The sequence below is a fragment of the Streptomyces blattellae genome (assembly GCF_009709555.1).
Lineage (GTDB): Bacteria > Actinomycetota > Actinomycetes > Streptomycetales > Streptomycetaceae > Streptomyces > Streptomyces blattellae.
On the sequence record NZ_WJBG01000111.1, the window covers coordinates 15,695 to 38,267 of the forward strand.

The window sequence follows — 22,573 nt, forward strand, 5'->3', positions numbered from 1 at the left end:
ACGGTGCCGGGCGCAGCCCCCGAGCCCGTCCGACCATGATCAGCCAGCAGCCGCTGCAACCCCAGGGAGCGTTGTGTCCCGTCGCTTGTTCACCTCGGAGTCCGTGACCGAGGGCCACCCCGACAAGATCGCTGACCAGATCAGCGACACCATTCTCGACGCGCTTCTGCGCGAGGACCCGACGTCCCGGGTCGCCGTCGAGACGCTGATCACGACCGGCCTGGTGCACGTGGCCGGCGAGGTCACCACCAAGACCTACGCGGACATCGCGACGCTCGTCCGCAACAAAGTCCTTGAGATCGGCTACGACTCCTCGAAGAAGGGCTTCGACGGCGCCTCCTGCGGCGTGTCGGTGTCCATCGGCGCGCAGTCCCCGGACATCGCGCAGGGCGTCGACACGGCGTACGAGAACCGCGTTGAGGGTGCCTCCCAGCGGGAAAAGGGTGACGAGCTGGACAAGCAGGGCGCGGGCGACCAGGGCCTGATGTTCGGCTACGCGACGGACGAGACGCCGACGCTGATGCCGCTGCCGATCTTCCTGGCGCACCGCCTGGCGAAGCGCCTGTCCGAGGTCCGCAAGAACGGCACCATCCCCTACCTGCGCCCCGACGGCAAGACCCAGGTCACCATCGAGTACGACGGTGACAAGGCCGTCCGCCTCGACACGGTCGTGGTCTCCTCGCAGCACGCCAGCGACATCGACCTGGACTCCCTGCTGGCCCCCGACGTCCGCGAGTTCGTCGTGGAGGCGGAGCTGAAGGCGCTCCTGGACGAGGGCATCAAGCTCGACACCGAGAACTACCGCCTGCTGGTGAACCCGACCGGCCGCTTCGAGATCGGCGGCCCGATGGGCGACGCCGGCCTCACCGGCCGCAAGATCATCATCGACACGTACGGCGGCATGGCCCGCCACGGCGGCGGCGCCTTCTCCGGCAAGGACCCGTCCAAGGTGGACCGCTCGGCCGCCTACGCGATGCGCTGGGTCGCCAAGAACGTCGTAGCCGCCGGCCTCGCCGCCCGCTGCGAGGTCCAGGTCGCCTACGCGATCGGCAAGGCCGAGCCGGTCGGTCTCTTCGTCGAGACCTTCGGCACCGCCAAGATCGACCACGAGAAGATCGAGAAGGCGATCGACGAGGTCTTCGACCTGCGCCCGGCCGCCATCATCCGCGACCTCGACCTGCTCCGCCCGATCTACGCCCAGACCGCCGCATACGGCCACTTCGGCCGTGAGCTCCCCGAGTTCACGTGGGAGCGCACGGACCGCGTGGAGGCGCTGCGGCAGGCGGCGGGGCTGTAGTCCCACGGTTCGGTGCGAGGCCCGGTGCCCTTCGGGGCGCCGGGCCTCGGTGCGTTTCCGGCCCGGGGTGCGCGGGACTCGGGCGCCGCTGTTGTCAGTGGCGTTTGGAAGAATGCAAGCGTGAGCAGCGAGAACGGGCGGGGGGAAGGCGGCGCGGAGGGTGCGCCGCCCGAGCAGCTCGCGTTCATTCGGGAGAGTGTGCGCAAGGCGAAGGCTCCGCGGGCCAAGCCGCGGACGTGGCGGGGGGCCGCGCTGGCCGAGGAGCTGCCCGTTGCGCGGGTGCTCGTGGACAAAGGGGTGCTGCATCTCGACCGGTATTTCGACTATGCGGTGCCCGAGGAACTCGATGCCGAGGCCCAGCCGGGGGTGCGGGTGCGGGTGCGGTTCGGGGCCGGGCGGCATCGGGTGCGGGACGGGCGGCGTGAAGGTGGCGGGCTGATCGACGGGTTCCTCGTCGAGCGGCGGGCGGAGTCCGACTACTCCGGGCCGTTGGCCGCGCTGGCCCAAGTCGTGTCGCCCGAGCCCGTGTTGAGCGAGGAACTGCTCGGGTTGACCCGCGCTGTCGCCGACCGGTACGCGGGGAGTCTCGCCGATGTGCTGCAGCTCGCGGTGCCGCCCCGCAGTGCGCGGGCCGAGAAGCGGCCGTCGCCCGAGCCGTTGTCCGCGCCCGGGGTGCCGGACGCGGGGTCATGGGCACGGTACGAGCGAGGGGTCGCGTTTCTTGAGGCGCTGGCCTCCGGGGGTGCGCCGCGCGCCGTGTGGACCGCGCTGCCCGGTGCCGACGCGTGGAGCGATGAGCTGGCCCGGGCCGTCGTGGCGACGCTCGCCTCCGGACGCGGTGCGCTGGTCGTGTTGCCGGACGGGCGGGCCGTGGCGCGGGTCGACGCCGCGTTGACCTCGCTGCTGGGGGAGGGGCGGCATGCGGTGCTCACCGCCGAGGCCGGGCCCGAGAAGCGGTATCGGGAGTGGCTGGCCGTTCGGCGGGGGGCCGTACGAGCCGTCGTGGGGACGCGGGCCGCGATGTTCGCCCCGGTGCGGGATCTCGGGCTCGTCGCCATCTGGGACGACGGCGACGACAGCCACAGTGAGCAGCATGCGCCGCAGCCGCATGCGCGTGAGGTGCTGTTGCTGCGGGCCGCACAGGACAAGTGCGCCTTTCTGCTGGGCGGCTGGAGCTGCACGGTGGAGGCCGCGCAGCTCGTGCAGAGCGGGTGGGCGGGGCCACTGGTGGCGGCGCGCGAGCAGGTGCGGGGCGCCGCTCCGCTCGTCCGGACCGTGGGGGACGGGGATCTCGCGCGGGACGAGGCGGCGCGGGCGGCACGGCTGCCGAGCCTTGCCTGGCAGGTCGTCAGGGACGCCTTGCGCACCGGGCCGGTGCTCGTGCAGGTGCCGCGGAGGGGGTACGTGCCGCGGATGGCCTGCGCGCAGTGCCGGGCTCCCGCGCGCTGCCGTCACTGCGCCGGGCCGGTGGAGGCACAGGTCGCCGGGGCGTTGCGGTGCGGCTGGTGCGGGCGTGAGGAGGGTGCCTGGCACTGCCCGGAGTGCGGGTCGTTCCGGCTGCGGGCGCAGGTCGTGGGGGCACGGCGGACCGCCGAGGAGCTGGGGCGTGCCTTCCCGGCCGTTCCGGTGCGGACGTCGGGGCGTGAGCATGTGCTGGACACCGTGCCGGGGGCTCCCGCGCTGGTCGTGAGCACGCCGGGGGCCGAGCCGGTTGCCGAGGGCGGGTATGCGGCGGCTCTCCTGCTGGACGGTTGGGCCATGCTCGGGCGGCCCGATCTGCGCGCCGGGGAGGACGCGTTGCGGCGGTGGATCGCCGCGTCGGCGCTGGTACGGCCGCAGGGGGACGGCGGCACCGTGGTGGTCGTCGCCGAACCCACGTTGCGGCCCGTGCAGGCGCTGGTGCGCTGGGATCCCGTCGGCCATGCGGTACGGGAACTCGGTGAGCGCGCCGAACTGGGGTTTCCGCCGGTGTCCCGGATGGCTGCCGTGACCGGGCCCAGGGAGGCGGTCGCGGAGTTCCTGGAGGCGGTGGAACTGCCCCGGGAGGCTCAGGTGCTGGGGCCCGTGCCGTTGCCCGTCGCCGCGGCGGGGGGTCCGCGGCGAGTGGGGGCGCCGCCCGGGGAGCACTGGGACCGGGCCTTGATCCGGGTGCCGCCGGGGCGGGGGGCCGCGCTGGCGGCCGCGCTGAAGACCGCGCAGGCTGCGCGGATGGCCAAGGGGGGCGGGGAGGCGGTCCGGGTTCGGATCGATCCGCCTGATATCGGGTGAGGGGTGGCGATCGGCGGCCTTGGTCAGGCAGGGAGGTTGGCGACTTTGGTCAGGGACGGGGGTCGGCAACTTTGGTGGGGTGCGGCCGGTCGGTGACGGTGGTGGGGTGATCGGCTGTGGTGGTGCACGGTCGTGGGTGGCCGTTGGGCGGTGGGTGGCTGCTGGGGTGTGGTCGGCCGTTGCCGTTGCCGTTGCCGTTGCCGTTGCCGTGGTGGGGTGATCGGGTGCGGTGCTTGTCGTTCCGGGGGTGTGCGGGGCGGGACATGCTGCTGCCCTCCCGGGTTCGTGCCGGGAGGGCAGTGCGGGGGGTGTCAGCCGTTGCGCGGGCCTGGGAAGGCCGTTGGCCTGGCCTCGTCGCGGAGGGACGGGCTGCCTGCCGTCGGCTGGGTCGGCATGGAGCGGGCGGCGGGGACCGTCGGCACCGTGGGGAAGCCGGTGTTGACATTGACCGTGCGGGCGCTCTTCGGCTCCGCGGGGCGCTCGGCCTCGGTGGCGGTCTGCGCCGCGGCACGGCGTGATCCGTAACGGCGGTGCACGGCCTGCTTGGTGACGCCGAGTGCGGAGCCCACCGCGTCCCACGAGAAGCCGAGTGAGCGGTCGAAGTCCACGGCGGCCGTGACCAGGGTCTCGACGCTGTCGCGCAGTTCCTGCGCGAGGCGGACCGTCGGGGCGGGGGCGCGTCCGTAGACGACGAAGCCCGTGGACGGGCTGGAGCGGCGCGGGCGGTAGACGTTGCCCAGCTGGGCGGTGAGCGTGCGCAGTGCGTCCACCTGCCGGCGGACCCGCTCGATGTCCCGCACCAGCAAGTGCAGGCTGGCCCGAGCCTGGGCGTCGTGGGTTGCGTGGTCGGCCATGAACAAGCCTCTCGAACCGGCGTTGAAAAGGATCGGGCCGCGCGATGTGCGGCCCGTTGTGGTCAACTCTTTCTTGACCAACGCGGATCAGCTCCGCGGGTCACGCACTGGGGGCGTATGGGCGTATGCGTGCGCCCTTGTCACTCGGGCGTGCGCTGGCGCCCTTGCTCTTCTGCTCTCCGCCCCGCGCACTGCCCAGCGGCAGCACACCGCTGCGGGTGCGGGAGCCGTCCCCCGCCCTCCCCCATAGACTGGTGCGTCGCCCGCATCCAACACCCGCCCGAGAGGCCCGTACCCACCCATGAAGCTCGTCTTCGCCGGTACCCCCGAGGTCGCCGTTCCCGCACTGGACGCTCTGATCGCCTCCGGGCGGCACGAGGTGGCCGCCGTCGTCACGCGGCCGGATGCGCCGGCCGGGCGGGGGCGCAGGCTGGTCGCGAGTCCGGTCGGCGAGCGGGCGGCGGAGGCCGGGATCGAGGTGCTGAAGCCCGTCAAGCCGCGGGACCCCGCGTTCCTGGAGCGGCTCAAGGAGATCGCGCCGGACTGCTGCCCGGTCGTGGCGTACGGCGCCCTGCTGCCCCGCGTGGCCCTCGACGTGCCGGCCCACGGCTGGGTCAATCTGCACTTCTCGCTGCTGCCCGCCTGGCGGGGAGCAGCGCCCGTGCAGCACTCCGTGATGGCCGGTGACGAGATCACGGGCGCCTCGACGTTCCTGATCGAGGAGGGGCTCGACTCCGGGCCCGTCTACGGCACCCTGACCGAGACGATCCGGCCCACCGACACCAGCGGCGACCTGCTGACCCGGCTCGCCTTCGCCGGCGCCGGGCTGCTCGCGGCGACGATGGACGGCATCGAGGACGGCACCCTGAAGGCCGTGCCGCAACCCGCCGAGGGCGTCTCCATGGCCCCGAAGATCACCGTCGAGGACGCCCACGTCGACTGGTCGGCGCCCGCACTGCGGGTCGACCGCGTCGTGCGCGGGTGCACGCCGGCGCCCGGCGCCTGGACCACCTTCCGCGGTGAGCGGCTCAAGCTCATCCAGGTCGCCGCCGTGCCCGACCGCGACGATCTCGCCCCGGGGATCCTCTCCGTCGGCAAGAACAATGTGTACGTCGGTACGGGCTCGTACGCCGTCGAGCTGCTCTGGGTCCAGGCGCAGGGCAAGAAGCCCATGCGGGCGGCCGACTGGGCGCGTGGCGTGCGGGACGCGGACGGCGAGTCGCTCGGCGCGTAACGCGGCCCCCGGCGCCGACGTACGCTGGAGCAGCACCCCCCTTGACGGGCGCCCCTGCACGGGGGGCATCCCGCACATCTCCCCCTTTCGTCCGGAGCACCTTTTACGTGAGTGAGCAGTCCCGCCGACCCCGCAAGCCCTACCGTCGGCCCAAGAAGGACCCCGTCCGCATCCTCGCCTTCGAGGCCCTCAGGGCGGTGGACGAGCGGGACGCGTACGCCAACCTCGTGCTGCCGCCGCTGCTCAGGAAGGCGCGGGAGAAGGGCGACTTCGACGGGCGGGACGCCGCGCTCGCGACCGAGCTGGTGTACGGGACGCTGCGCCGGCAGGGGACGTACGACGCCGTCATCGCCGCTTGTGTGGACCGGCCCCTGCGTGAGGTCGACCCGCCCGTGCTGGATGTGCTGAGCCTCGGGGTGCATCAGCTGCTCGGCACGCGGATCCCGACGCACGCCGCCGTGTCCGCCTCCGTGGAGCTGGCCCGGGTCGTGCTCGGGGACGGGCGGGCCAAGTTCGTCAACGCCGTGCTCAGGAAGGTCGCGCAGGACGATCTCGACGGGTGGCTGGCGCGTGTCGCGCCGCCTTACGACGACGACCCCGAGGATCACCTCGCCGTCGTGCACTCGCATCCCCGCTGGGTCGTCTCCGCGCTGTGGGACTCACTCGGCGGCGGGCGTGCCGGGATCGAGGAGCTGCTGGAGGCCGACAACGAGCGGCCCGAGGTCACCCTCGTCGCCCGGCCGGGGCGGTCCACGACCGAGGAACTGCTCGGCGAGGAGGCCGCGGTGCCGGGGCGCTGGTCGCCGTATGCCGTGCGGCTCACCGAGGGCGGTGAGCCCGGTGCGATCGAGGCGGTCCGGGAGGGGCGGGCCGGTGTGCAGGACGAGGGCAGTCAGCTCGTCGCGCTCGCGCTGGCCAACGCGCCCGTCGACGGTGCCGACAAGAGGTGGCTGGACGGGTGCGCCGGGCCCGGCGGCAAGGCCGCGCTGCTCGCCGCGCTCGCCGCCGAGCGGGGCGCGGTCCTCCTCGCCTCCGAGAAGCAGCCCCATCGGGCGGGGCTGGTCGCGAAGGCACTCCACGGGAACCCCGGGCCCTGCCAGGTCATCGCCGCGGACGGGACCCGGCCGCCCTGGCTGCCCGGTTCGTTCGACCGGGTGCTGATGGACGTGCCCTGCACCGGGCTCGGGGCGCTGCGGCGGCGGCCCGAGGCGCGCTGGCGGCGGCGGCCCGAGGATCTCGACGGATTCGCTCCACTGCAGCGCACCCTGTTGCGGAACGCACTCGACTCCGTGCGGGTCGGCGGGGTCGTCGGCTACGCCACCTGCTCGCCGCACCTCGCCGAGACCCGGGCCGTCGTCGACGACGTGCTCAAGCAGGATCCGCACGCCGAGCTCCTCGACGCCCGCCCGCTGCTGCCCGGCGTACCGGACCTGGGCGAGGGTCCCGACGTACAGCTGTGGCCGCATCGGCACGGGACCGACGCGATGTATCTGGCGCTCATCCGCCGGACCGCGTGACGCTCTGAGCGGGTTCGCGGCCCCTGGCCGGACCGTCCCCCTTCGCCAGCCGGTGCGGCCACCAGACCTTCGGGCCGACGTCGAGGAACAGGGACGTGACCAGGATCGAGCGGACGATGAGGGTGTCCAGCAGGACACCGAGGGCGACCGTGAAGCCGATCTCCGCGAAGGCGACCAGGGGGAGGGTGCCGAGGGCGGCGAACGTGCCGGCCAGGACCAGCCCGGCGGAGGTGATGACCGCTCCGGTCGCCGCCAGACCTGTGATCACGCCCGGCCGGGTGCCCTGGCGAACCGCCTCCTCGCGGATGCGGGTGCTCAGGAAGATGTTGTAGTCGATGCCCAGGGCCACCAGGAAGACGAAGACGAACAGCGGGAAGTCCGTCGACTCGCCCGCGTAGTCGAAGACGTACCGGAAGGCCAGGGCGCTGATGCCGAGGGCCGCCGCGAACGACAGGATCACCGTCCCGATCAGCAGCAACGGGGCGACCAGGGCGCGGAGCAGGGCACACAGGATCAGCAGGACGACCACCAGTACCAGCGGGATGATCAGCACGTTGTCGTGCGTGGTCGCCTCGTCCATGTCCAGCAGGGCCGCCGTACCGCCGCCCACCTGGGCGTCCGCGTCCGGCACCGCGTGCACGGCGTCGCGGACCCGTTCCACGGTCTCTTTGGCGGCCTCGCTGTCGGCGGGGTCGGTCATCGTGGCCTCGAAGAGGACCTTGCCCTCGAAGGACGGTTTCGTGCCCGGTGGCAGGCCCAGCGACTCGGGGACGACGCCCTCGCTCGCGGCCACCGCCTCGCTGACCTGCCGGGCCTGCGCCTGGTTGCTGACGATGACCAGGGGATCGCCGCTGCCCGCGGGGAAGTAGCGCTCCGAGACCTCCTGGCCGGTGATCGAGTCCCGGGTGCCGGTGAACGCGTCGGCGTTGCTGATGCCCTCGGCACGCAGCTGGATCAGGCCCAGCGAGCAGACCGCGAGGATCAGCGCGGTCACGCCCCACACCATGCGTGGGCGGTGGGACATACGGCGGCCCATACGGGCCCACACGCCCCGCTCGGTCGGTTCGGGGGAGCCGTAGTGCGGGATCACCGGCCAGAAGATCCAGCGGCCGAAGAGCACCAGCAGGGCCGGGAACAGCGACATCATCGCCAGCAGCGCGACGGCGACGCCGATCGCCGCGACCGGGCCGAGGCCGCGGGTCGAGTTCATCTCGGCGGCCAGCAGCACCAGCATGCTCAGTACGACCGTGGCGCCGGACGCGATCACCGCGGGCCCGGCGCGGTGCAGGGCCAGGGCCATCGCCTCGTGCCGGTCCTCGTGGCGGCGCAGCTCTTCCCGGTAGCGGGCGACCAGGAGCAGGGCGTAGTCCGTCCCCGCGCCGAAGACGAGCACGGTGAGGATGCCGGCGCTCTGGCCGTTCACCGTCAGGCCCGCGTGCTCGGCGAGGAAGTAGATCAGGGCCTGTGCGGTGAACAGGGCGGCGATCACGGAGAGCAGCGGGATCAGCAGGAGCGAGGGGCTGCGGTACGTCAGCAGCAGCATGACGATGACGACGCCCATCGCGGACAGCAGCAGCGTCGAGTCGATGCCCTCGAAGGCCTCGGCGAAGTCCGCGGAGGTGCCGCCCGGCCCGGTGATGTGCACCGCGAGCCCGTCGCCGCCCTCTCCGGTGATGTCCCGGATCGAGTCGACCGCGGGCGCGATGCGCTCCCAGCCCTTCTCGTCCATGGTGATCGGGACGTAGATCTGGGCGGCCCGCGGATCGGTTTCCCGGTCGAAGGCCGGGCCGCGGGTCTCCGCGCCCCGGATGCCGTGGTCGGTGAGCCGCTTGAGCTGCCGCACGTCCTCGGTGATCCGCGCGCGGTCCTGCGCGGTCAGACCGCTCTCGCGCGCGTAGATCACGATCGCCGGGATCGTCTCGGGCCTGAAGTCCTCGGAGATCTCCAGGACTTGGGTCGATTCGGCGGACCCGGGCAGCCAGGAGGCCGCGTCGTTGTCCTGGGCGTCGGTGAGCCTCTGGGCGAAGGGCGCCATCAGGAAGAGCACCGCCAGCCACAGCACCAGTACGACCCACTTGGCACGCCGTCCACAGACGAGATGTGCGATACCGCGGTTACTCGCCATGGGGACCTCCGCACCAGCGCCCAGGGGGCGCGGGGCTGTGATGTACGCGGTTCTGCCGTGCGGGCGCGACCAGCCACATACAACCCGCAATCGGCGTGAAACCACCACCCTCTGGACCCCCGGCCCTCAAGCCCGGCGGAGCGCATACGCTTGGGGCATGGCCGTGCAGATCAACCCCAGCATCCTGTCCGCCGACTTCGCCCGGCTCGCCGACGAGGCGAAGGCGGTCGAAGGGGCCGACTGGCTCCACGTCGACGTCATGGACAGCCATTTCGTCCCGAACCTCACGCTCGGTGTGCCGGTCGTAGAGTCCCTGGCCCGTGCGACGGACACCCCGCTGGACTGCCATCTGATGATCGAGGACCCTGATCGGTGGGCGCCTCAGTACGTCGAAGCGGGTGCCGGTTCCGTCACGTTCCATGTCGAGGCGGCCTCCGCTCCCGTGCGGCTGGCCCGGGAGATCCGGGCGAAGGGTGCCCGTGCCTCCCTGGCGCTCAAGCCGGCGACGCCCATCGAGCCGTATGAGGATCTGCTCCCCGAACTCGACATGTTGCTGATCATGACGGTCGAGCCGGGCTTCGGTGGCCAGGCGTTCCTCGACATCATGCTCCCGAAGATTCGCCGCACCCGCGAGTTGATCAGCAAGCACGGCCTTGAACTGTGGCTCCAGGTGGACGGCGGGGTCGCCGCCTCGACGATCGAGCAGTGCGCCGAGGCGGGGGCCGATGTCTTCGTCGCCGGTTCGGCGGTGTACGGGGCCGAGGACCCGGCCGAAGCGGTCCGTGCGCTGCGCGCCCAGGCGGAGGCGGTCACGAGGACCGCCGCCTGGGCATGCGGCCACTGAGCCAAGACAACGTGAACGGCGCCCATCTGGGCGGATCAAGAGCGCCGAATCTGCAAGGATGAACGGCGAATCCAGAGTGTGAACAGCAGTGAGGAGAGCGCCGTGTCGGGTATGTCGGCGGGCCGGTCAGCCATGCGGATGGGACCCGCTGAGCTGGTGCAGGCGGCGGCCATGGCCCGCCGCTTCTACCTTGAGGGCAAGTCCAAGATCCAGATCGCCGAGGAGTTCGGCGTCAGCCGCTTCAAGGTGGCCCGGGTCCTGGAAACCGCTCTCGAACGGGATCTCGTGCGTATCGAGATCCGCGTCCCGGCCGAACTGGACGCCGAGCGCTCCGACGCGCTGCGTGCCCGCTACGGCCTCAGGCATGCCGTCGTGGTCGAGTCCCCGGCCGAGCCCGAGGACTCGCCCGACCCCGAGAACCTCGGTGAGGTGGCCGCCGACCTGCTCGGCGAACTCGTCAACGAGGGCGATGTGCTCGGCCTGGCCTGGGGCCGCTCCACCATCCACATGGCCGCGGCCCTCAACCGGCTGCCGCCCTGCACGGTGGTGCAGCTGACGGGCGTGTACGACGCCGGGACCGCCGAGCGCGGTTCGGTGGAGGCCGTGCGGCGGGCCGCCCAGGTGTCCGGCGGCGACGCCCACCCCATCTACGCGCCCATGCTGCTGCCGGACGCGGCCACCGCTGCCGCGCTGCGCAACCAGACCGGGATCGCGCGGGCCTTCGAGTACTTCGACAAGGTCACGGTCGCCTGTGTCTCCATCGGCTCCTGGGAGCCGGGCATCTCGACGGTGTACGACATGCTCAGGGACGAGGAGCGCGCGCACTACTCGTCCCTCGGTGTCGCCGCCGAGACGTCCGCGCACCTCTTCGACGCCGAGGGCCGCCGGGTCGGACGGGACCTGGGCGAGCGGTGCATCACGGTCAAGGCCGACCAGCTCCGCCGTATCCCCGAGGTCGTCGCGATCGCGGGCGGAGCGCGGAAGGCGGCCGCGATCGACGCGGTGCTGCGGTCGGGGCTGGTCACCAGCCTGGTGACGGACACGTCCGCGGCCGACTACCTGATGACGACCGGCCCGACACCGCGTCCGGCGCTCAACCGGGCCGACCCGGACGGGCCCTGACGGTCAGTCGTGCGGGGGCGGCTTCATGCGCTTCCGCTCAGCATGACCAGCACACCGGTGACCACTGCGACTCGTTCAGGGCGGTACTGAGATGACGGAAGTCGTGGTCACGCTGGACCTCGACGGGATCACGGACAAAGCGGGGCTGATGGACCGTTGCGCCCGGACCCTGGAACTGCCCGACTGGTTCGGGCGCAACTGGGACGCGCTGGCCGACAGCCTCTCCGACCACGGCCTCTGGCCGGGGGACTCCGCGGAGAAGGGGCTGCTGATCGTCGTACGGAACTGGCAGCCGTACGCCGCCGCCCGCCCGGGCGAGTGGGAGACCGCACGGGACGTGTTCGGGCAGGCGGCCGACACGGCGCCGACGCTGACTGTGGCGCTGGCTCTCGGGGGTACCCCCTGAGGCCCCCCGCGTGATCAGCGGGCGGTCACGTCATCGTGGGAATCACGAAGTGCGCACCCGCACCGGAATCGGTGGTGGCGCTGGGCCACCGCTGGGTCACCGTCTTGGTCCGGGTGTAGAACCGGATCGAGTCCGGCCCGTGCTGGTTGAGGTCGCCGAATCCGGAGCGCTTCCAGCCACCGAAGGTGTGGTAGGCGATCGGCACCGGAATCGGCACATTGATTCCGACCATGCCCACCTGGACACGAGTGGCGAACTCGCGGGCGGCCTCGCCGTCGCGCGTGAAGATCGCGACCCCGTTGCCGTACTCGTGCTCCGAGGGCAGCCGCAGCGCCTCCGCCAGGGTGTCGGCGCGCACGACCTGGAGCACCGGGCCGAAGATCTCCTCCCGGTAGATCCGCATGCCGCTGGTGACGTGGTCGAACAAGGAGGCCCCGGTGAAGAAGCCCTCCTCGTGACCGGGCAGGCGGAAACCGCGGCCGTCGACGAGGAGTTCGGCGCCCTCGGCGACTCCCAGCTCGACGTACTGGTTCACGCGCGCTACGGCGTCCGCTCCGACGAGCGGTCCGAAGTCGGCCCGCGGGTCGTCCGACCTTCCGATCCGCAGCGCCTCCACCCGTGACACCAGCTTGGGGAGCAGCCGCTCGGCCGTCTCCTCCCCGACGGGGACGACCACCGACAGCGCCATGCAGCGCTCGCCCGCCGATCCGTAGGCGGCGCCGACGATCGCGTCCGCCGCCTCGTCGAGATCGGCGTCGGGCAGCACCAGGGCGTGGTTCTTGGCTCCGCCGAAGCACTGGGCGCGTTTGCCGTGGCGGGCCGCGGTCTCGTACACGTGCTGGGCGATCGGCGTCGACCCGACGAATCCCACCGCGCGGACGCGCTCGTCCGAGAGCAGCACGTCGACCGACTCGCGGTCGCCGTTGACCACGGTGAACACGCCGGGCGGGAGCCCTGCCTCCGCCAGCAGGGAGGCGAGCATCAGAGGGACCGAGGGATCACGCTCGGACGGCTTGAGGACGAAGGCGTTGCCGCAGGCTATCGCCGGAGCCGCCTTCCACAACGGGATCATGGCAGGGAAGTTGAACGGGGTGATGCCGGCGACCACCCCGAGGGGCTGCCGCATCGAGTAGACGTCGATCCCCGTGCCCGCGCCGACCGTGTGCTCGCCTTTGAGCAGATGCGGAATGCCGATCGCGAACTCGACGACGTCCAGACCGCGGCGGATGTCGCCCTCGGCGTCGGCGAGCGTCTTGCCGTGCTCGCTCGACAGCTTCGCCGCCAGCACCGCCAGGTCACGCTCTACGAGCTGCACGAACCGCATCAGCACCCGCGCCCGGCGCTGGGGGTTCCACGCCGCCCACTCCCGTTGCGCCTGCTCGGCGGCGTCGATCGCCGCGGTCGTCTCCGCACGGTCGGCAAGCGCGACGCGTGCCTGGACCCGCCCTGTGTTCGGGTCGTACACATCCGCGAGGCGGCCGGACTCTCCCGGCACCTGCTTGCCGCCGATGAAGTGGGGCAGGATCTCCGGCTCCGTCACGGCGCCTCGATCTCGGAGCGGTCGACGATCGGGTTGCGCACGGCCCCGATGCCCTCGACCTCGACCTCGACGACGTCGCCGGGCTGGAGGAAGACCTCCGGTTTCCGGCCCGCGCCGATGCCTCCCGGGGTCCCGGTGGCGATCACGTCCCCGGGCAGGAGAGTGATGGTGTCGGACAGGTACGACACGATCGCGGCGACGTCGTGGATGAGGTCGCGGGTGTTCCCGTCCTGCATGATCTCGCCGTTGACGCGAGTGGTGACGCGCAGTGCGGCCGGCGACAGTTCGTCCGCGGTGACCACGACCGGACCGATCGGCCCGCTGCGGTCCGCGTTCTTGCCGACGGTGAACTGAGGGGTCGCCAGCTGCTTGCGCCGGGCGCTGAGGTCGTTGAAGGCCGTGTAGCCGAAGATGTGGTCGAGGGCCGTCTCCGGCGTGACGTTCCACGCCGGGGTCCCGACGACGGCGGCCAGTTCGACCTCCCAGTCGAGGCCCGGCTCGTTCGGGGGGACCGGCACGGGCGTGCCGTCGGTGACGAGGGTGCTGGCCCAACGCCCGAAGATCATGGGCAGTTTCGGCACGTCGAGCCCTGCGAGGTCTTTCGATTCCCCCGCGTGGGAGTGGTAGTTGATGCCCACGCAGAAGACCCGAGAGGTGAGGGGAACCGGGGGCACCTGCTCCAGGTCGGTGAGCAGCAGGGTCGGTGTGCCCGCCTCGGACGCCAACGCCGCGGGGACGTCTGCGTAGAACTCATCGAGCGGGGCGATGGGGGCGACCTTGTCGCCGGAGACGGCACCGACGAACCGGCGGCCGTTCTCGGCGTAGGCGATCAGACGCATGAAGTGCTCCTGTCGGTGGTGCGGGCGGTCCCGGTCACGAATCGGTCCCGGTCACGAATCGGTCTGTCGTGCCAGCAGGGCCATGTCGACGATGCCGTCCTCGCCGTGCTCGGCGACGTAACCGCGCACCCTCTCCATGATGGTCTCGGGCGGTTCGTCGAGGTCGACTTCGAGGAGGAACCCCTGCCGGGCCTTCAGCCCCGTCGGCCAGTAGAGCTCCAGGCGGTTGCCCTCGGGGTCGTAGAAGTAGACGCCGATCGCGTTGCCGTGCGTGACGGTGTACTCGAAGCGCACGCCCTCGGCCACCAGTTTGCGGTAGAAGTCGATGACGTCCTGGAGCGTGGGGCAGCGGAAGGAGATCTGCTGCAGCAGCATCGCGCCCGGCTCCGCGGTGCGGCCGGCGCAGAGCAGGACCTCGTGGTGTTCGATGTCGGGCCGGGAACTGAGGAAGTACAGCCCCGCCTTCTCGTCGATGTCCGAGACCTGAAGGCCCAGCGTGTCCCGGTAGAACGGGAGCATGGTGTCGATGTCGTGCACGTGGATGCCGACGTGCGCGAGTTCCTCGATGTGCGGCATGGCGTGTTCCTCCGAACCGAAGTGGGTCAGTGGGCGATGTGCCCGATGTTGGTGTGAATCGCACGCAGGGGGGATTCGTAGTGACGTGGCCCGCCGTTCCCCGCCATGATCACGGAGAACACCCGCTTGGCGTTCTCCCCGAGGAACCCGCGAATGTCCTCCTCGGTGAACCCCCGGTCGAGGAGAGCGGCCGTCAGTACGGTGTAGCGGTCCCGGGTCATCAACTCGGGGATGTGGTGCTGGTTGACCGGGCGCGGAGTGGCGGCGAGCTTCTCGTCCGAGATCTCGCCCTTCTTGAAGGTGACGGACTGGACGGGGCGGTTCTCGCCCTGGAAGTGCCCCCAGCCCTGGTACGGCTCCTCGAAGCCGAGCCCTACGCTCCGCGGGCCGGCGACCCGCGCCACGTACTCGATCTGGTCGACGAAGTGGGTCAGTTCCACCGGCTCCACGGGACGGACCAGCTGGCTGGCCGGTTGCAGCGCGATCAGGCCCCCGGCCGCACCGAGCTTGCGCAGCACCTCGTCCGACTTGTTCTTCTCGTGCGGGGAGAGCCCGTAGGCGCACGCGTGGCTCACGTAGGTCGGCTTGGTCGAGACGTCGAGGACGTCCAGGGAGGTCCGCTCGTTGGCGTGAGCGATGTCGACCGCGATGCCGACCGCGTTCATCCGCTGCACCACGGCGCAGCCGAAATGCGTCAGCCCCGACTCGTAACGCTCGTGATGGGCGCTGCCGATGGCGTTGTGCCCGCGGACGACGATCGTGGAGCTGCGCTGGCCCAGCCGGTGGAAGAAGTCGACATCGTCGAGGGTGCGGAAGTTGTCACCGAAGTGGAGGCTGATGAGGACGCCGATACGACCCGAGGCGCGGGCGGCGTCGAAGTCGGCGCCGGTGGAGATCCGCATGAGCTGGTCGCGGTGGTCGTGCAGGACCGAGTTCCACGCGGCCAGTTGACGAACGACACCGTCGAACGGGTTCAGATCCATGCAGAAGGTGGGGCAGACGACGATGTCGAGGTGCGCCGCGCGCCAGTCGGCGATGACGGCGTCGTTCACCTCGAAGGGATCGAACAGGAAACGGTCGGCTCCGCCGTTCGGTGAGCAGGGCAGCTCTGATCCCTGTAGCAGGAAGGCTTCTTGGACGAGGTCCTCGGCCCGGGCCCTGGCCGGGGCTGAGATTGCGGTGGACACGCATGCTCTCCTTCGCGGTTTGAGAGGCGCTCCGCGGGATGGGTTGTCGTTTGACTGCGGCGCCGTCGTGGCTGGTCGCGCTCGCGCGGCGGAGCCGCATATTCAGTACAGCCCCGCGCCCCTTTGGGGCGCTGCCGAACCGCAGCTGACTTCGCCGAGCCGGCTTAGGAAGAATCGGCGTGGCCGCCGAGCAGGGCCGTGCCTCGGTCCGCGACCGCCCTGACCAGCCCTACGTGCTCGTCGGCCTGCGCGGCGGAACGGGGTTCGGCGAAGCCGTAGACGTGCAGGGCGATGACCACCGACCCCGCCTCGTCGAAGACCGGCACGGTGATGAGTCCGACCGTGCCGGGGGTGACCTCGTCCTCGGAGGGGTCGTAGGTCAACTGCGCGAACATGCCGTGCAGATCCTCCCCCGCCAGCGAGGAGGGGTCGGCCTCCATGAGATCCAGCGCGGAGAGCGCGGAGGTGTTGTCCGCCCGCAGCGCCAGGGAGTATCCGCGCTGCCGGACCGCGGTGAGGTGCTCGCGCTGGACGGTCCGCGCTCCGGCCGACGGCATCCGGGACAGCCACTGCCCGACGCGGTCCTCGTCCGCCCAGGCCGCCAGTACCGACGCCGTCGGAGCGGAGAAAGGCAGCCGCTGTCCCACCAGGGTGCCGGAGGCGTCCCGCCGGGCGGTCGCCCCCGCGGACGCGATCACGACCACCTCACCGCCGTCGAGCGCGGTCGCGATGCACCGTCCGGCCACCTTTCCGGCGAGTTCCTCCATCTCCGTCCTGATCAACTCGACGGCGCGCAGACCGGCGGTCAGGTCGCCGCGGGTGTCGAGTTCGGTGACCGAGTGCCGGGCGAAACGTCCGTATCCGCCCTGGAAGAACAGCAGCGGGGCCGACCCCGACGCCACGTCGAGGTCGCTGACGCGGCCGAACACGGCGTAGTGGTCGCCCGCCTCGTGCACCGCGTCCAGCTCGCAGTCGATCCACGCGACGACACCGTCCAGCAAGGGCATGCCGGAGGGCGATGTGCCGACCTCCAGTCCGGCGAACTTGTCCTTCCCGCGGGCCGCGAAGCGCCGGCACACGTCCTCCTGGTCGGCGGCCAGGATGTTCACGCAGAACCTCCCGGCGCTCTCGATCTTCGGCCAGCTGGTGGAGGAACGGTCCGGGAAGAAGGCCACCATCGGCGGTGACAGGGACACCGACGAGAACGAACCGACGACCATGCCGGCGCGGTTCCCGTCCGGACGGGCCGCGGTGACGACGCAGACCCCTGTCGGGTACTGGCCCAGGACCCGGCGGAACCAGGCCGGATCGGCCGCCCGGTTCTCCCGCCGGGTGTCGCCGGCATCGAAGGTGGCGAAGGCGGCGCCGACGCCGCTGTCAGAGGGCACGGTAGGCACCCGCCTCGGCTCCGGTCGGCTCCAGGCCGAGGAGCACCTTGCCCGCCGTCTCGGTGTGGAAGTCGGCATCGCCGCTGTTGTGGTTGAGCAGCACGGCCATGTCCCGTTTGATCCGGTCCAGTTCGGAGCCCCGGCGGAACATGCTGCCGCCGCTCACCCTCGTCACCAGTTCCACCGCCTCGGCGGCCTGTGTGATGGCGCTGACCGAGCTGAGGCGCATGATCGCCCGGGCCGGGAGGTCCGGATTCCCGGCGTGGCCGGCGTAGTGCGCGCCGGCCTCGTCCGACTGCGCCCGGGCCATGAGCGTGGCGCTGTGCAGCAGGGTCACCGCCTTGGCGTACCGGCTGTGGGTGAGCGGGGCCTGGACGAGCGGGCCCCCGTTCACCGGCCGTTGCCTGCGCCCGGCGATCTCCGTGCGGAACACCTCCAGGGCGCGCTCCGCGGAGCCGATGGCGAACGCCGGGTGGAAGATGCCCGCCGCCCGGTAGATCGGCATGCGCAGCAGGCTGTGTCCGGGCCGGTGCAGGGCACCCGGCGTCTCGGTGCCGTGGAAGTCCGGGGTGTGCAGCGCGTGGTGGGCCGGCACGAACACCCCCTCGGCCTTGACGTCGTTGCTGCCGGTGCCGCGCATTCCGGTCGTGTGCCAGACGTCGACGACCTCCAGCTCGCTGACCGGGATGAGGCACACGAACCGGGTCGCGGGCTGGTCGCCGGTCGCCTCGACCGGGACATCGACGAAGCACCAGTCGGAGTGCATGACGCCGCTGCAGAAGTCCCAGCGGCCCGTGACCCGGATGCCCCCGTCGACCAACTCGCCGCGAGAGCCGGGCAGGGGGTGGAAGCTGCCCGCGGAGAGTGCGAAGCCCCGGTCGGCGAACACCTCTTGCTGGGTCTCGGCGGGGAACCGGCCGAGCGCGGCGTTGTGGTAGGCGAGGAAGGTCGCGGTCCACGCGGTCGACGTACAGGCGGTCCCGAGGAGCAGCGCCAGTTCGAAGAGGGCGTCGATCTCCAGTTCAAGGCCGCCGAACTCGGCGGGGGCGTGCATGGCGAAGACCCCTGCCTCGGTGAGGTCCTGGATCGTCGCGTCGGGCAGGCGGCGCAGGTCCTCCGCCTGTTCCGCGCGGCTTCGGATGCCGGGCAGCAGGGCCCTCACCCGGTCGAGCAGCTCCTCCGTCCGCCGGTTGCGATCGCTTGCGGCGACGCGGCCGTCGGCGGTCTCGGTCGAGAAGCCGTCGACGTCGTCGGACCGCGTACGGGGGTTCGTGTCGTCACTCGTCTTCAGCATGAAAGAACCGTAGATTCCTTGGTCGGCCGGAAGGCGTCTCGATGTGGTACGCCGGTCACGGGGTCAGGAAGCCCGCGTCGACCGGCAGCGCGACACCGGTGACGTAGCGGGCGTCATCGCTCACGAGCCAGAGAAGCGCGCGGCTGACGTCGGCGGCCTCGATCATCGGCACCGGCAACAGGTTCGCCATCTCGGTGACGACCCGGGGATCGCTGGTGAGGTAGCGCTGTACCCCGTCGTTCATCACCATGGGTGTCGGCACTCCCGTGGGATGCACCGTGTTGACCCGGATCATGTGCGGGGCGAGCCAGTGCGCGAATCCGCGCATCAGGCCGACCACGCCGTGCTTGGCGGCGATGTAGGAGTCCACTCCCGCCGTCCCGTTGTCACCCCGGCCCGACAACCCGTGGGACGAGCTGACCAGCGCGAAGCACCCGCCCGCACCACGCTCGATCATCCTCGGTACGACCGAGTGCACCGTGTTCCAGACCCCGCGCAGGTTCACGTCGATGACGTCGCGGAACACCTGTTCCTGGTCGGGGTGGTCGCTGCCGTGTCCGGCGACTCCGGCGTTGGCGATCACGATGTCGATGTCGCCTAGTTCGGCGGTGCCCTGGTCGACCGCCTGCCGCAACGCGTCCGCGTCGCGGACGTCCGCCTGCAGCCCGACGGCTCGGGCGCCGGTGGCTTCGACGAGTTTCACGGTCTCGGCGAGGTCGTCCGCCGTTGCCAGACCGTAGCTGAGGGTCTCGATGTCGGCGCAGATGTCGAGCGCCAGGATGTTCGCGCCCTCTTCCGCGAGGGTCACCGCATGGCTGCGGCCCTGGCCGCGGGCCGCACCTGTGATCATGACCGTTTTGCCGTCCAGCTTACCCATGGCGCGTCCTCCTGTTTTCCTGGCTGTGTTTCGTTGCCTGTGTTTCCGTCAACGGACGAGGATTCCGGCGTCGACCGGCAGGGCCGCGCCCGTGATGTAGCGGGATTCGTCGCCTGCGAAGAACAGTGCCGCGTTGGCGATGTCGATCGGATCGACCCAGGGGACCGGGAGGGCGTGCATGGTCGTCGTCACTTGTGCCAGGTCGTCCCGGGTGGGCGAGTCGACGGTCGGTACGAACAAGCGGTACAGCGCGTCGTTCTGCACCATCGGGGTGTCGACCGTGGTCGGCAGGATGGAGTTGACGCGGATCCTGTGGGCGCCCAGTTCGTGCGCGAGCGTCCGCATGAGGCCGAGGATGCCTGCCTTGGCCGCGGCATAGTGGCCGATGTTCGCGAAGCCCTTCAGCGCGGCCCCCGAGCTGGTGAGGATCACGCTTCCTCCGCGGCCTCCCTCGATGATGTGCGGAACGCCCGCCTTGCACGTGCGCCAGACGCCGCCGCGGTTGGTCGCGATCATCTCCTCCCACTGTGTCTCCGTCATCTCCTGAAAAGAGGCAGGCCCGGAGATGCCGGCGTTGGCCGCGACGACGTCGAGCCTGCCGAGTTCTGCCACGCCTTCCGCGACGGCTGCTTCGAGGGCCGGGAGGTCCCGCACGTCCACGACCCCGGTCACGACACGGCGTCCCAGGCCGGTGACCATGGACGCGGTCTCCTTGAGGTCCTCCTTCGTCCCGCCCGGGTACGCCATGGTGCAGTCGGCGCAGTTGTCCACGGCGATGATGTCGGCGCCTTCTTCTGCCATCCGGACCGCCAGAGCACGTCCCTGTCCACGGGCTGCTCCGGTGATCAGAGCGACCTTGCCGTCGATTCGTCCGGGCATCGGCTACTTCTCCTCTGCGAGGCCGGCTCCCCGCGGAGCCGGAATTGCTGTCTGCGCGCGCGCGAACGAGGCGAGTCGCTCGGTCGCGACGCGGGCCGCGGTGAGGCAGCCGAAGCCGTGCCAGGTGTGCAGGACGTCGGGCCACACCTCATGGCTCACGGCCACCCCTGCCGCGCTCATCTCCTTGACCAGCGCGAGAGTGTCGTCCAAGAGGACCTCGTCCTGGCCCACCTGGACGAGGGTCGGCGGCAGTGCCGCCAGGTCCCCGAACAGAGGTGAGCAGGCTGCGGCGTCGGCGCCGGCGAGGAACGCCGTCACCGCGCGAGCGATCGACTCGCGGGAGGTCAACGGGTCGGTCGCGGCGTTCGTCGTATGGCTGCGGCCGGACACCGTGAAGTCGACCAGCGGGGACTGGAGCACCAGTCCGGCGGGGCCCGGGAGGCCCAGTCGCCGGGCCTCCCGCAGAACGAGAAGGGCGAGGCCACCGCCCGCGGACCCGCCGCTGACGATCACCCGCCGGGCATCGACACCGGACTCCAGCAGCGCGCGATAGGCGGTCGTCCCGTCGTGCACGGCCGCCGGATACGGATGCTCCGGCGCGAGCCGGTAGCCGACCGAGACCGCGCTCCCGCCGAGGGCGAGCGCCATCCGCGACAGGTAGAGCCGATCGTCCCACGGCCCGCCGATGGTGAATCCGCCACCGTGGAAGTGCAGCAGCACCGGGCCGTCCGGGTCGGCCGCCGTGGCCCGGCTGACCTCGACGGGAACACCGTCCGGACCGGCCGCCATGGCCCGGCTGACCTCGACGGGAACACCGTCCAGGTCGATCTGGCGGATGTCCACGCCCGGCTCGGCGGCACCCCGCAGGGGCGCCATCCGAGCCAGCACCTCACGCACCTGGGGGAGTGCGGAGCACTGCGCGCTCCAGCCACGCAACGCGGCGACCCAGTCGAGCGCCAGTGCCAGCTCGGCACGGGCGCCTTGGCCACGCTCGGCTTCCTCGCGTTCCTTCCCCGCCACGGCCGGCCCCGTCCCTCAGCTGACCTTGCCGCCGGCGTCGACGTACTTCTGGCTCGCGACCTTGATGCTCTCGCGCTGTTCGCCGAGCCGGAGCCCCCGCGTGGCGAGCGCGCGCTGGACGGCGATCTCCATGGGGCGCGAGGAGCCCTGGAAGTGCGGCATGACCTCACGCGAGATCAGTTCGAGCGACCGGAACTCGGCGTCCTGGGCGGCCCAGTCGGTGCCACTGATCACCAGCAGCGTGCCGAAGCCGTCGGCGGCGTGGTACATGTGCTCGATGAAGGCGATCGCGTCGTCGGGGTCACCGACGCAGATCAGGTGCGTGTCGCGGACGCCTTCGATCATCTGCTGGACCGTCGGCTGCACGGGCGGCCCCTCCGGGGCCCCGTTGGACTCCGCCTGCTCCTCCATCCACGCGAACGTCCGCTCGCTGACGTTGGCCACGTAGTCCATGTGGCGGGGGAAGCCCTTCTCCACCTCCGCGTAGGCACGTTCCCGTGTCTCGGCGACGTGCATGAAGGCGACGACCCGGTACTGCGAGCGGCTCACCGTGTTCCCGTGGACCGCCGCCTGCTCCTCGGCGATCCTCCACATGTTGCTCAGTGCGGCGTAACCGCGACGGCTGCTGGCTCCGAGGGACAGCAGCCCCGCGCCGTACTTCCCCGCGAGCGTCGGGCCGAAGGGCGACTCCATCGAGGTGAAGACGAGCTCCGGGGTCGGCTGCTGGAACGGCTTGACCTGGAGGTAGGCGTCATCGAGGGTGAACCACGGCGAGTGGTGCGTGACGCCCTCCTCGCTGGTCAGCAGCTTGAGGATGACATCGATCGACTCCGCCATGCGGTCCCGGGTCTCCGACCACGGCACACCGATCATGGCCGCGTCGCTCGGCAGCGACCCCGGGCCCACGCCGAGGATCGACCGGCCCATCGACAGGTGGTCGAGCAGCACGGCGCGCTGAGCGACGTGGAAGGGGTGGTGATAGGGCAGAGACGCCACGCCCGTTCCCAGCCGCATGCGCTGGGTGCGCTCGATCGCCGCGGCGAGGAAGACCTCCGGCGAGGCGATGATCTCGTGGCCGGTCGAGTGGTGCTCGCCCACCCAGCCCTCGACGAAGCCGAGGGACTCCGCGTAGGCCAGCGTCTCCAGGTCGCGGCGCAGGGCACGCGTCGGGTTCTGCTTCGGGTAGTGCTGAGGGGCGACGAACAACCCGAACTGCATCGGACCGTGGTCAGGGATCAAGGTCATGACTACTCCTCGTCGAGTGATGACGGGACCACGCAGCCTGCGCCGCGGGTGGGGACACGAG

General features: G+C 71.2%; 19 protein-coding genes. 7 read left to right on the forward strand and 12 right to left on the reverse strand.

All coding sequences use genetic code 11. The features are described 5' to 3' along the window. The first annotated feature begins 73 nt into the window (after positions 1–73). Entirely contained in the window at positions 74–1,297 is a 1,224-nt protein-coding gene (metK, locus tag GFH49_RS04385; RefSeq protein ID WP_155054412.1) for a methionine adenosyltransferase, read from the forward strand. Between the two features lie 120 nt (positions 1,298–1,417). Beyond that, positions 1,418–3,565, forward strand: coding sequence for a primosomal protein N' (locus GFH49_RS04390; protein ID WP_155054413.1), 2,148 nt, complete (start codon positions 1,418–1,420; stop codon positions 3,563–3,565). 311 nt (positions 3,566–3,876) lie between these two features. Here the strand turns inward: GFH49_RS04390 and GFH49_RS04395 are convergent, their stop codons facing one another. Then, complete coding sequence (locus GFH49_RS04395; RefSeq protein ID WP_155054414.1) at positions 3,877–4,419, reverse strand: hypothetical protein; 543 nt, start codon at positions 4,417–4,419, stop codon at positions 3,877–3,879. 301 nt (positions 4,420–4,720) lie between these two features. On the opposite strand from GFH49_RS04395, the gene fmt reads away from it, so the two are divergent. Beyond that, the gene (gene fmt / locus GFH49_RS04400) at positions 4,721–5,653 is read left to right on the forward strand and encodes a methionyl-tRNA formyltransferase (protein ID WP_155054415.1); all 933 of its coding nucleotides are present in this window, start codon (positions 4,721–4,723) and stop codon (positions 5,651–5,653) included. A 107-nt stretch (positions 5,654–5,760) separates the two neighbouring features. After that, positions 5,761–7,170, forward strand: coding sequence for an RsmB/NOP family class I SAM-dependent RNA methyltransferase (locus tag GFH49_RS04405; protein WP_155054416.1), 1,410 nt, complete (start codon positions 5,761–5,763; stop codon positions 7,168–7,170). Here GFH49_RS04405 and GFH49_RS04410 read toward each other — a convergent pair. Then, positions 7,151–9,295: an MMPL family transporter gene (locus GFH49_RS04410; protein WP_155054417.1), complete on the reverse strand. Its 2,145-nt coding sequence runs from the start codon at positions 9,293–9,295 to the stop codon at positions 7,151–7,153. The genes GFH49_RS04405 and GFH49_RS04410 overlap by 20 nt on opposite strands. Before the next feature lie 157 nt (positions 9,296–9,452). Here GFH49_RS04410 and rpe point away from each other — a divergent pair, with 157 nt between their 5' ends. The 3 genes from rpe (at position 9,453) to GFH49_RS04425 (ending at position 11,667) form a co-directional block, all read left to right on the forward strand. After that, positions 9,453–10,139 (forward strand): ribulose-phosphate 3-epimerase, encoded by a 687-nt coding sequence (gene rpe / locus GFH49_RS04415; protein WP_155054418.1) that lies wholly within the window; start codon positions 9,453–9,455, stop codon positions 10,137–10,139. A 78-nt stretch (positions 10,140–10,217) separates the two neighbouring features. Continuing rightward, positions 10,218–11,261, forward strand: a complete 1,044-nt coding sequence (locus GFH49_RS04420) for a sugar-binding transcriptional regulator (protein ID WP_155054419.1) — start codon at positions 10,218–10,220, stop codon at positions 11,259–11,261. Between the two features lie 91 nt (positions 11,262–11,352). Beyond that, positions 11,353–11,667 carry a barstar family protein gene (locus GFH49_RS04425; protein ID WP_155054420.1) on the forward strand — a complete coding sequence of 105 codons (315 nt, stop codon included), beginning with the start codon at positions 11,353–11,355 and terminating at the stop codon, positions 11,665–11,667. A 25-nt stretch (positions 11,668–11,692) separates the two neighbouring features. On the opposite strand, the gene GFH49_RS04430 is transcribed toward GFH49_RS04425, so the two are convergent. From GFH49_RS04430 to GFH49_RS04475, 10 genes are all read right to left on the reverse strand, one after another. Then, entirely contained in the window at positions 11,693–13,207 is a 1,515-nt protein-coding gene (locus GFH49_RS04430; RefSeq protein ID WP_155054421.1) for a CoA-acylating methylmalonate-semialdehyde dehydrogenase, read from the reverse strand. After that, positions 13,204–14,046: a fumarylacetoacetate hydrolase family protein gene (locus GFH49_RS04435; protein WP_155054422.1), complete on the reverse strand. Its 843-nt coding sequence runs from the start codon at positions 14,044–14,046 to the stop codon at positions 13,204–13,206. Before GFH49_RS04435 ends, GFH49_RS04430 begins: the two co-directional genes overlap by 4 nt. 51 nt (positions 14,047–14,097) lie before the next feature. Further along, a complete protein-coding gene (locus tag GFH49_RS04440; RefSeq protein WP_155054423.1) occupies positions 14,098–14,622 on the reverse strand; it encodes a VOC family protein in 525 nt (174 codons plus the stop codon). A gap of 26 nt (positions 14,623–14,648) precedes the next feature. Then, entirely contained in the window at positions 14,649–15,809 is a 1,161-nt protein-coding gene (locus GFH49_RS04445) for a dipeptidase (RefSeq protein ID WP_196217850.1), read from the reverse strand. A gap of 164 nt (positions 15,810–15,973) precedes the next feature. After that, positions 15,974–17,197, reverse strand: a complete 1,224-nt coding sequence (locus tag GFH49_RS04450; RefSeq protein ID WP_230396157.1) for a flavin reductase — start codon at positions 17,195–17,197, stop codon at positions 15,974–15,976. Next, positions 17,187–18,491, reverse strand: a complete 1,305-nt coding sequence (locus GFH49_RS04455; RefSeq protein ID WP_155054426.1) for an acyl-CoA dehydrogenase family protein — start codon at positions 18,489–18,491, stop codon at positions 17,187–17,189. The genes GFH49_RS04450 and GFH49_RS04455 overlap by 11 nt, the downstream gene beginning before the upstream one ends. A gap of 55 nt (positions 18,492–18,546) precedes the next feature. Beyond that, complete coding sequence (locus tag GFH49_RS04460) at positions 18,547–19,368, reverse strand: mycofactocin-coupled SDR family oxidoreductase (protein ID WP_155054427.1); 822 nt, start codon at positions 19,366–19,368, stop codon at positions 18,547–18,549. 48 nt (positions 19,369–19,416) lie between these two features. Further along, entirely contained in the window at positions 19,417–20,247 is an 831-nt protein-coding gene (locus GFH49_RS04465) for a mycofactocin-coupled SDR family oxidoreductase (RefSeq protein ID WP_155054428.1), read from the reverse strand. A 3-nt stretch (positions 20,248–20,250) separates the two neighbouring features. After that, complete coding sequence (locus tag GFH49_RS04470; RefSeq protein ID WP_155054429.1) at positions 20,251–21,267, reverse strand: alpha/beta hydrolase fold domain-containing protein; 1,017 nt, start codon at positions 21,265–21,267, stop codon at positions 20,251–20,253. Between the two features lie 15 nt (positions 21,268–21,282). Then, the gene (locus GFH49_RS04475; RefSeq protein WP_155054430.1) at positions 21,283–22,512 is read right to left on the reverse strand and encodes an LLM class flavin-dependent oxidoreductase; all 1,230 of its coding nucleotides are present in this window, start codon (positions 22,510–22,512) and stop codon (positions 21,283–21,285) included. Between the last annotated feature and the right edge of the window lie 61 nt (positions 22,513–22,573).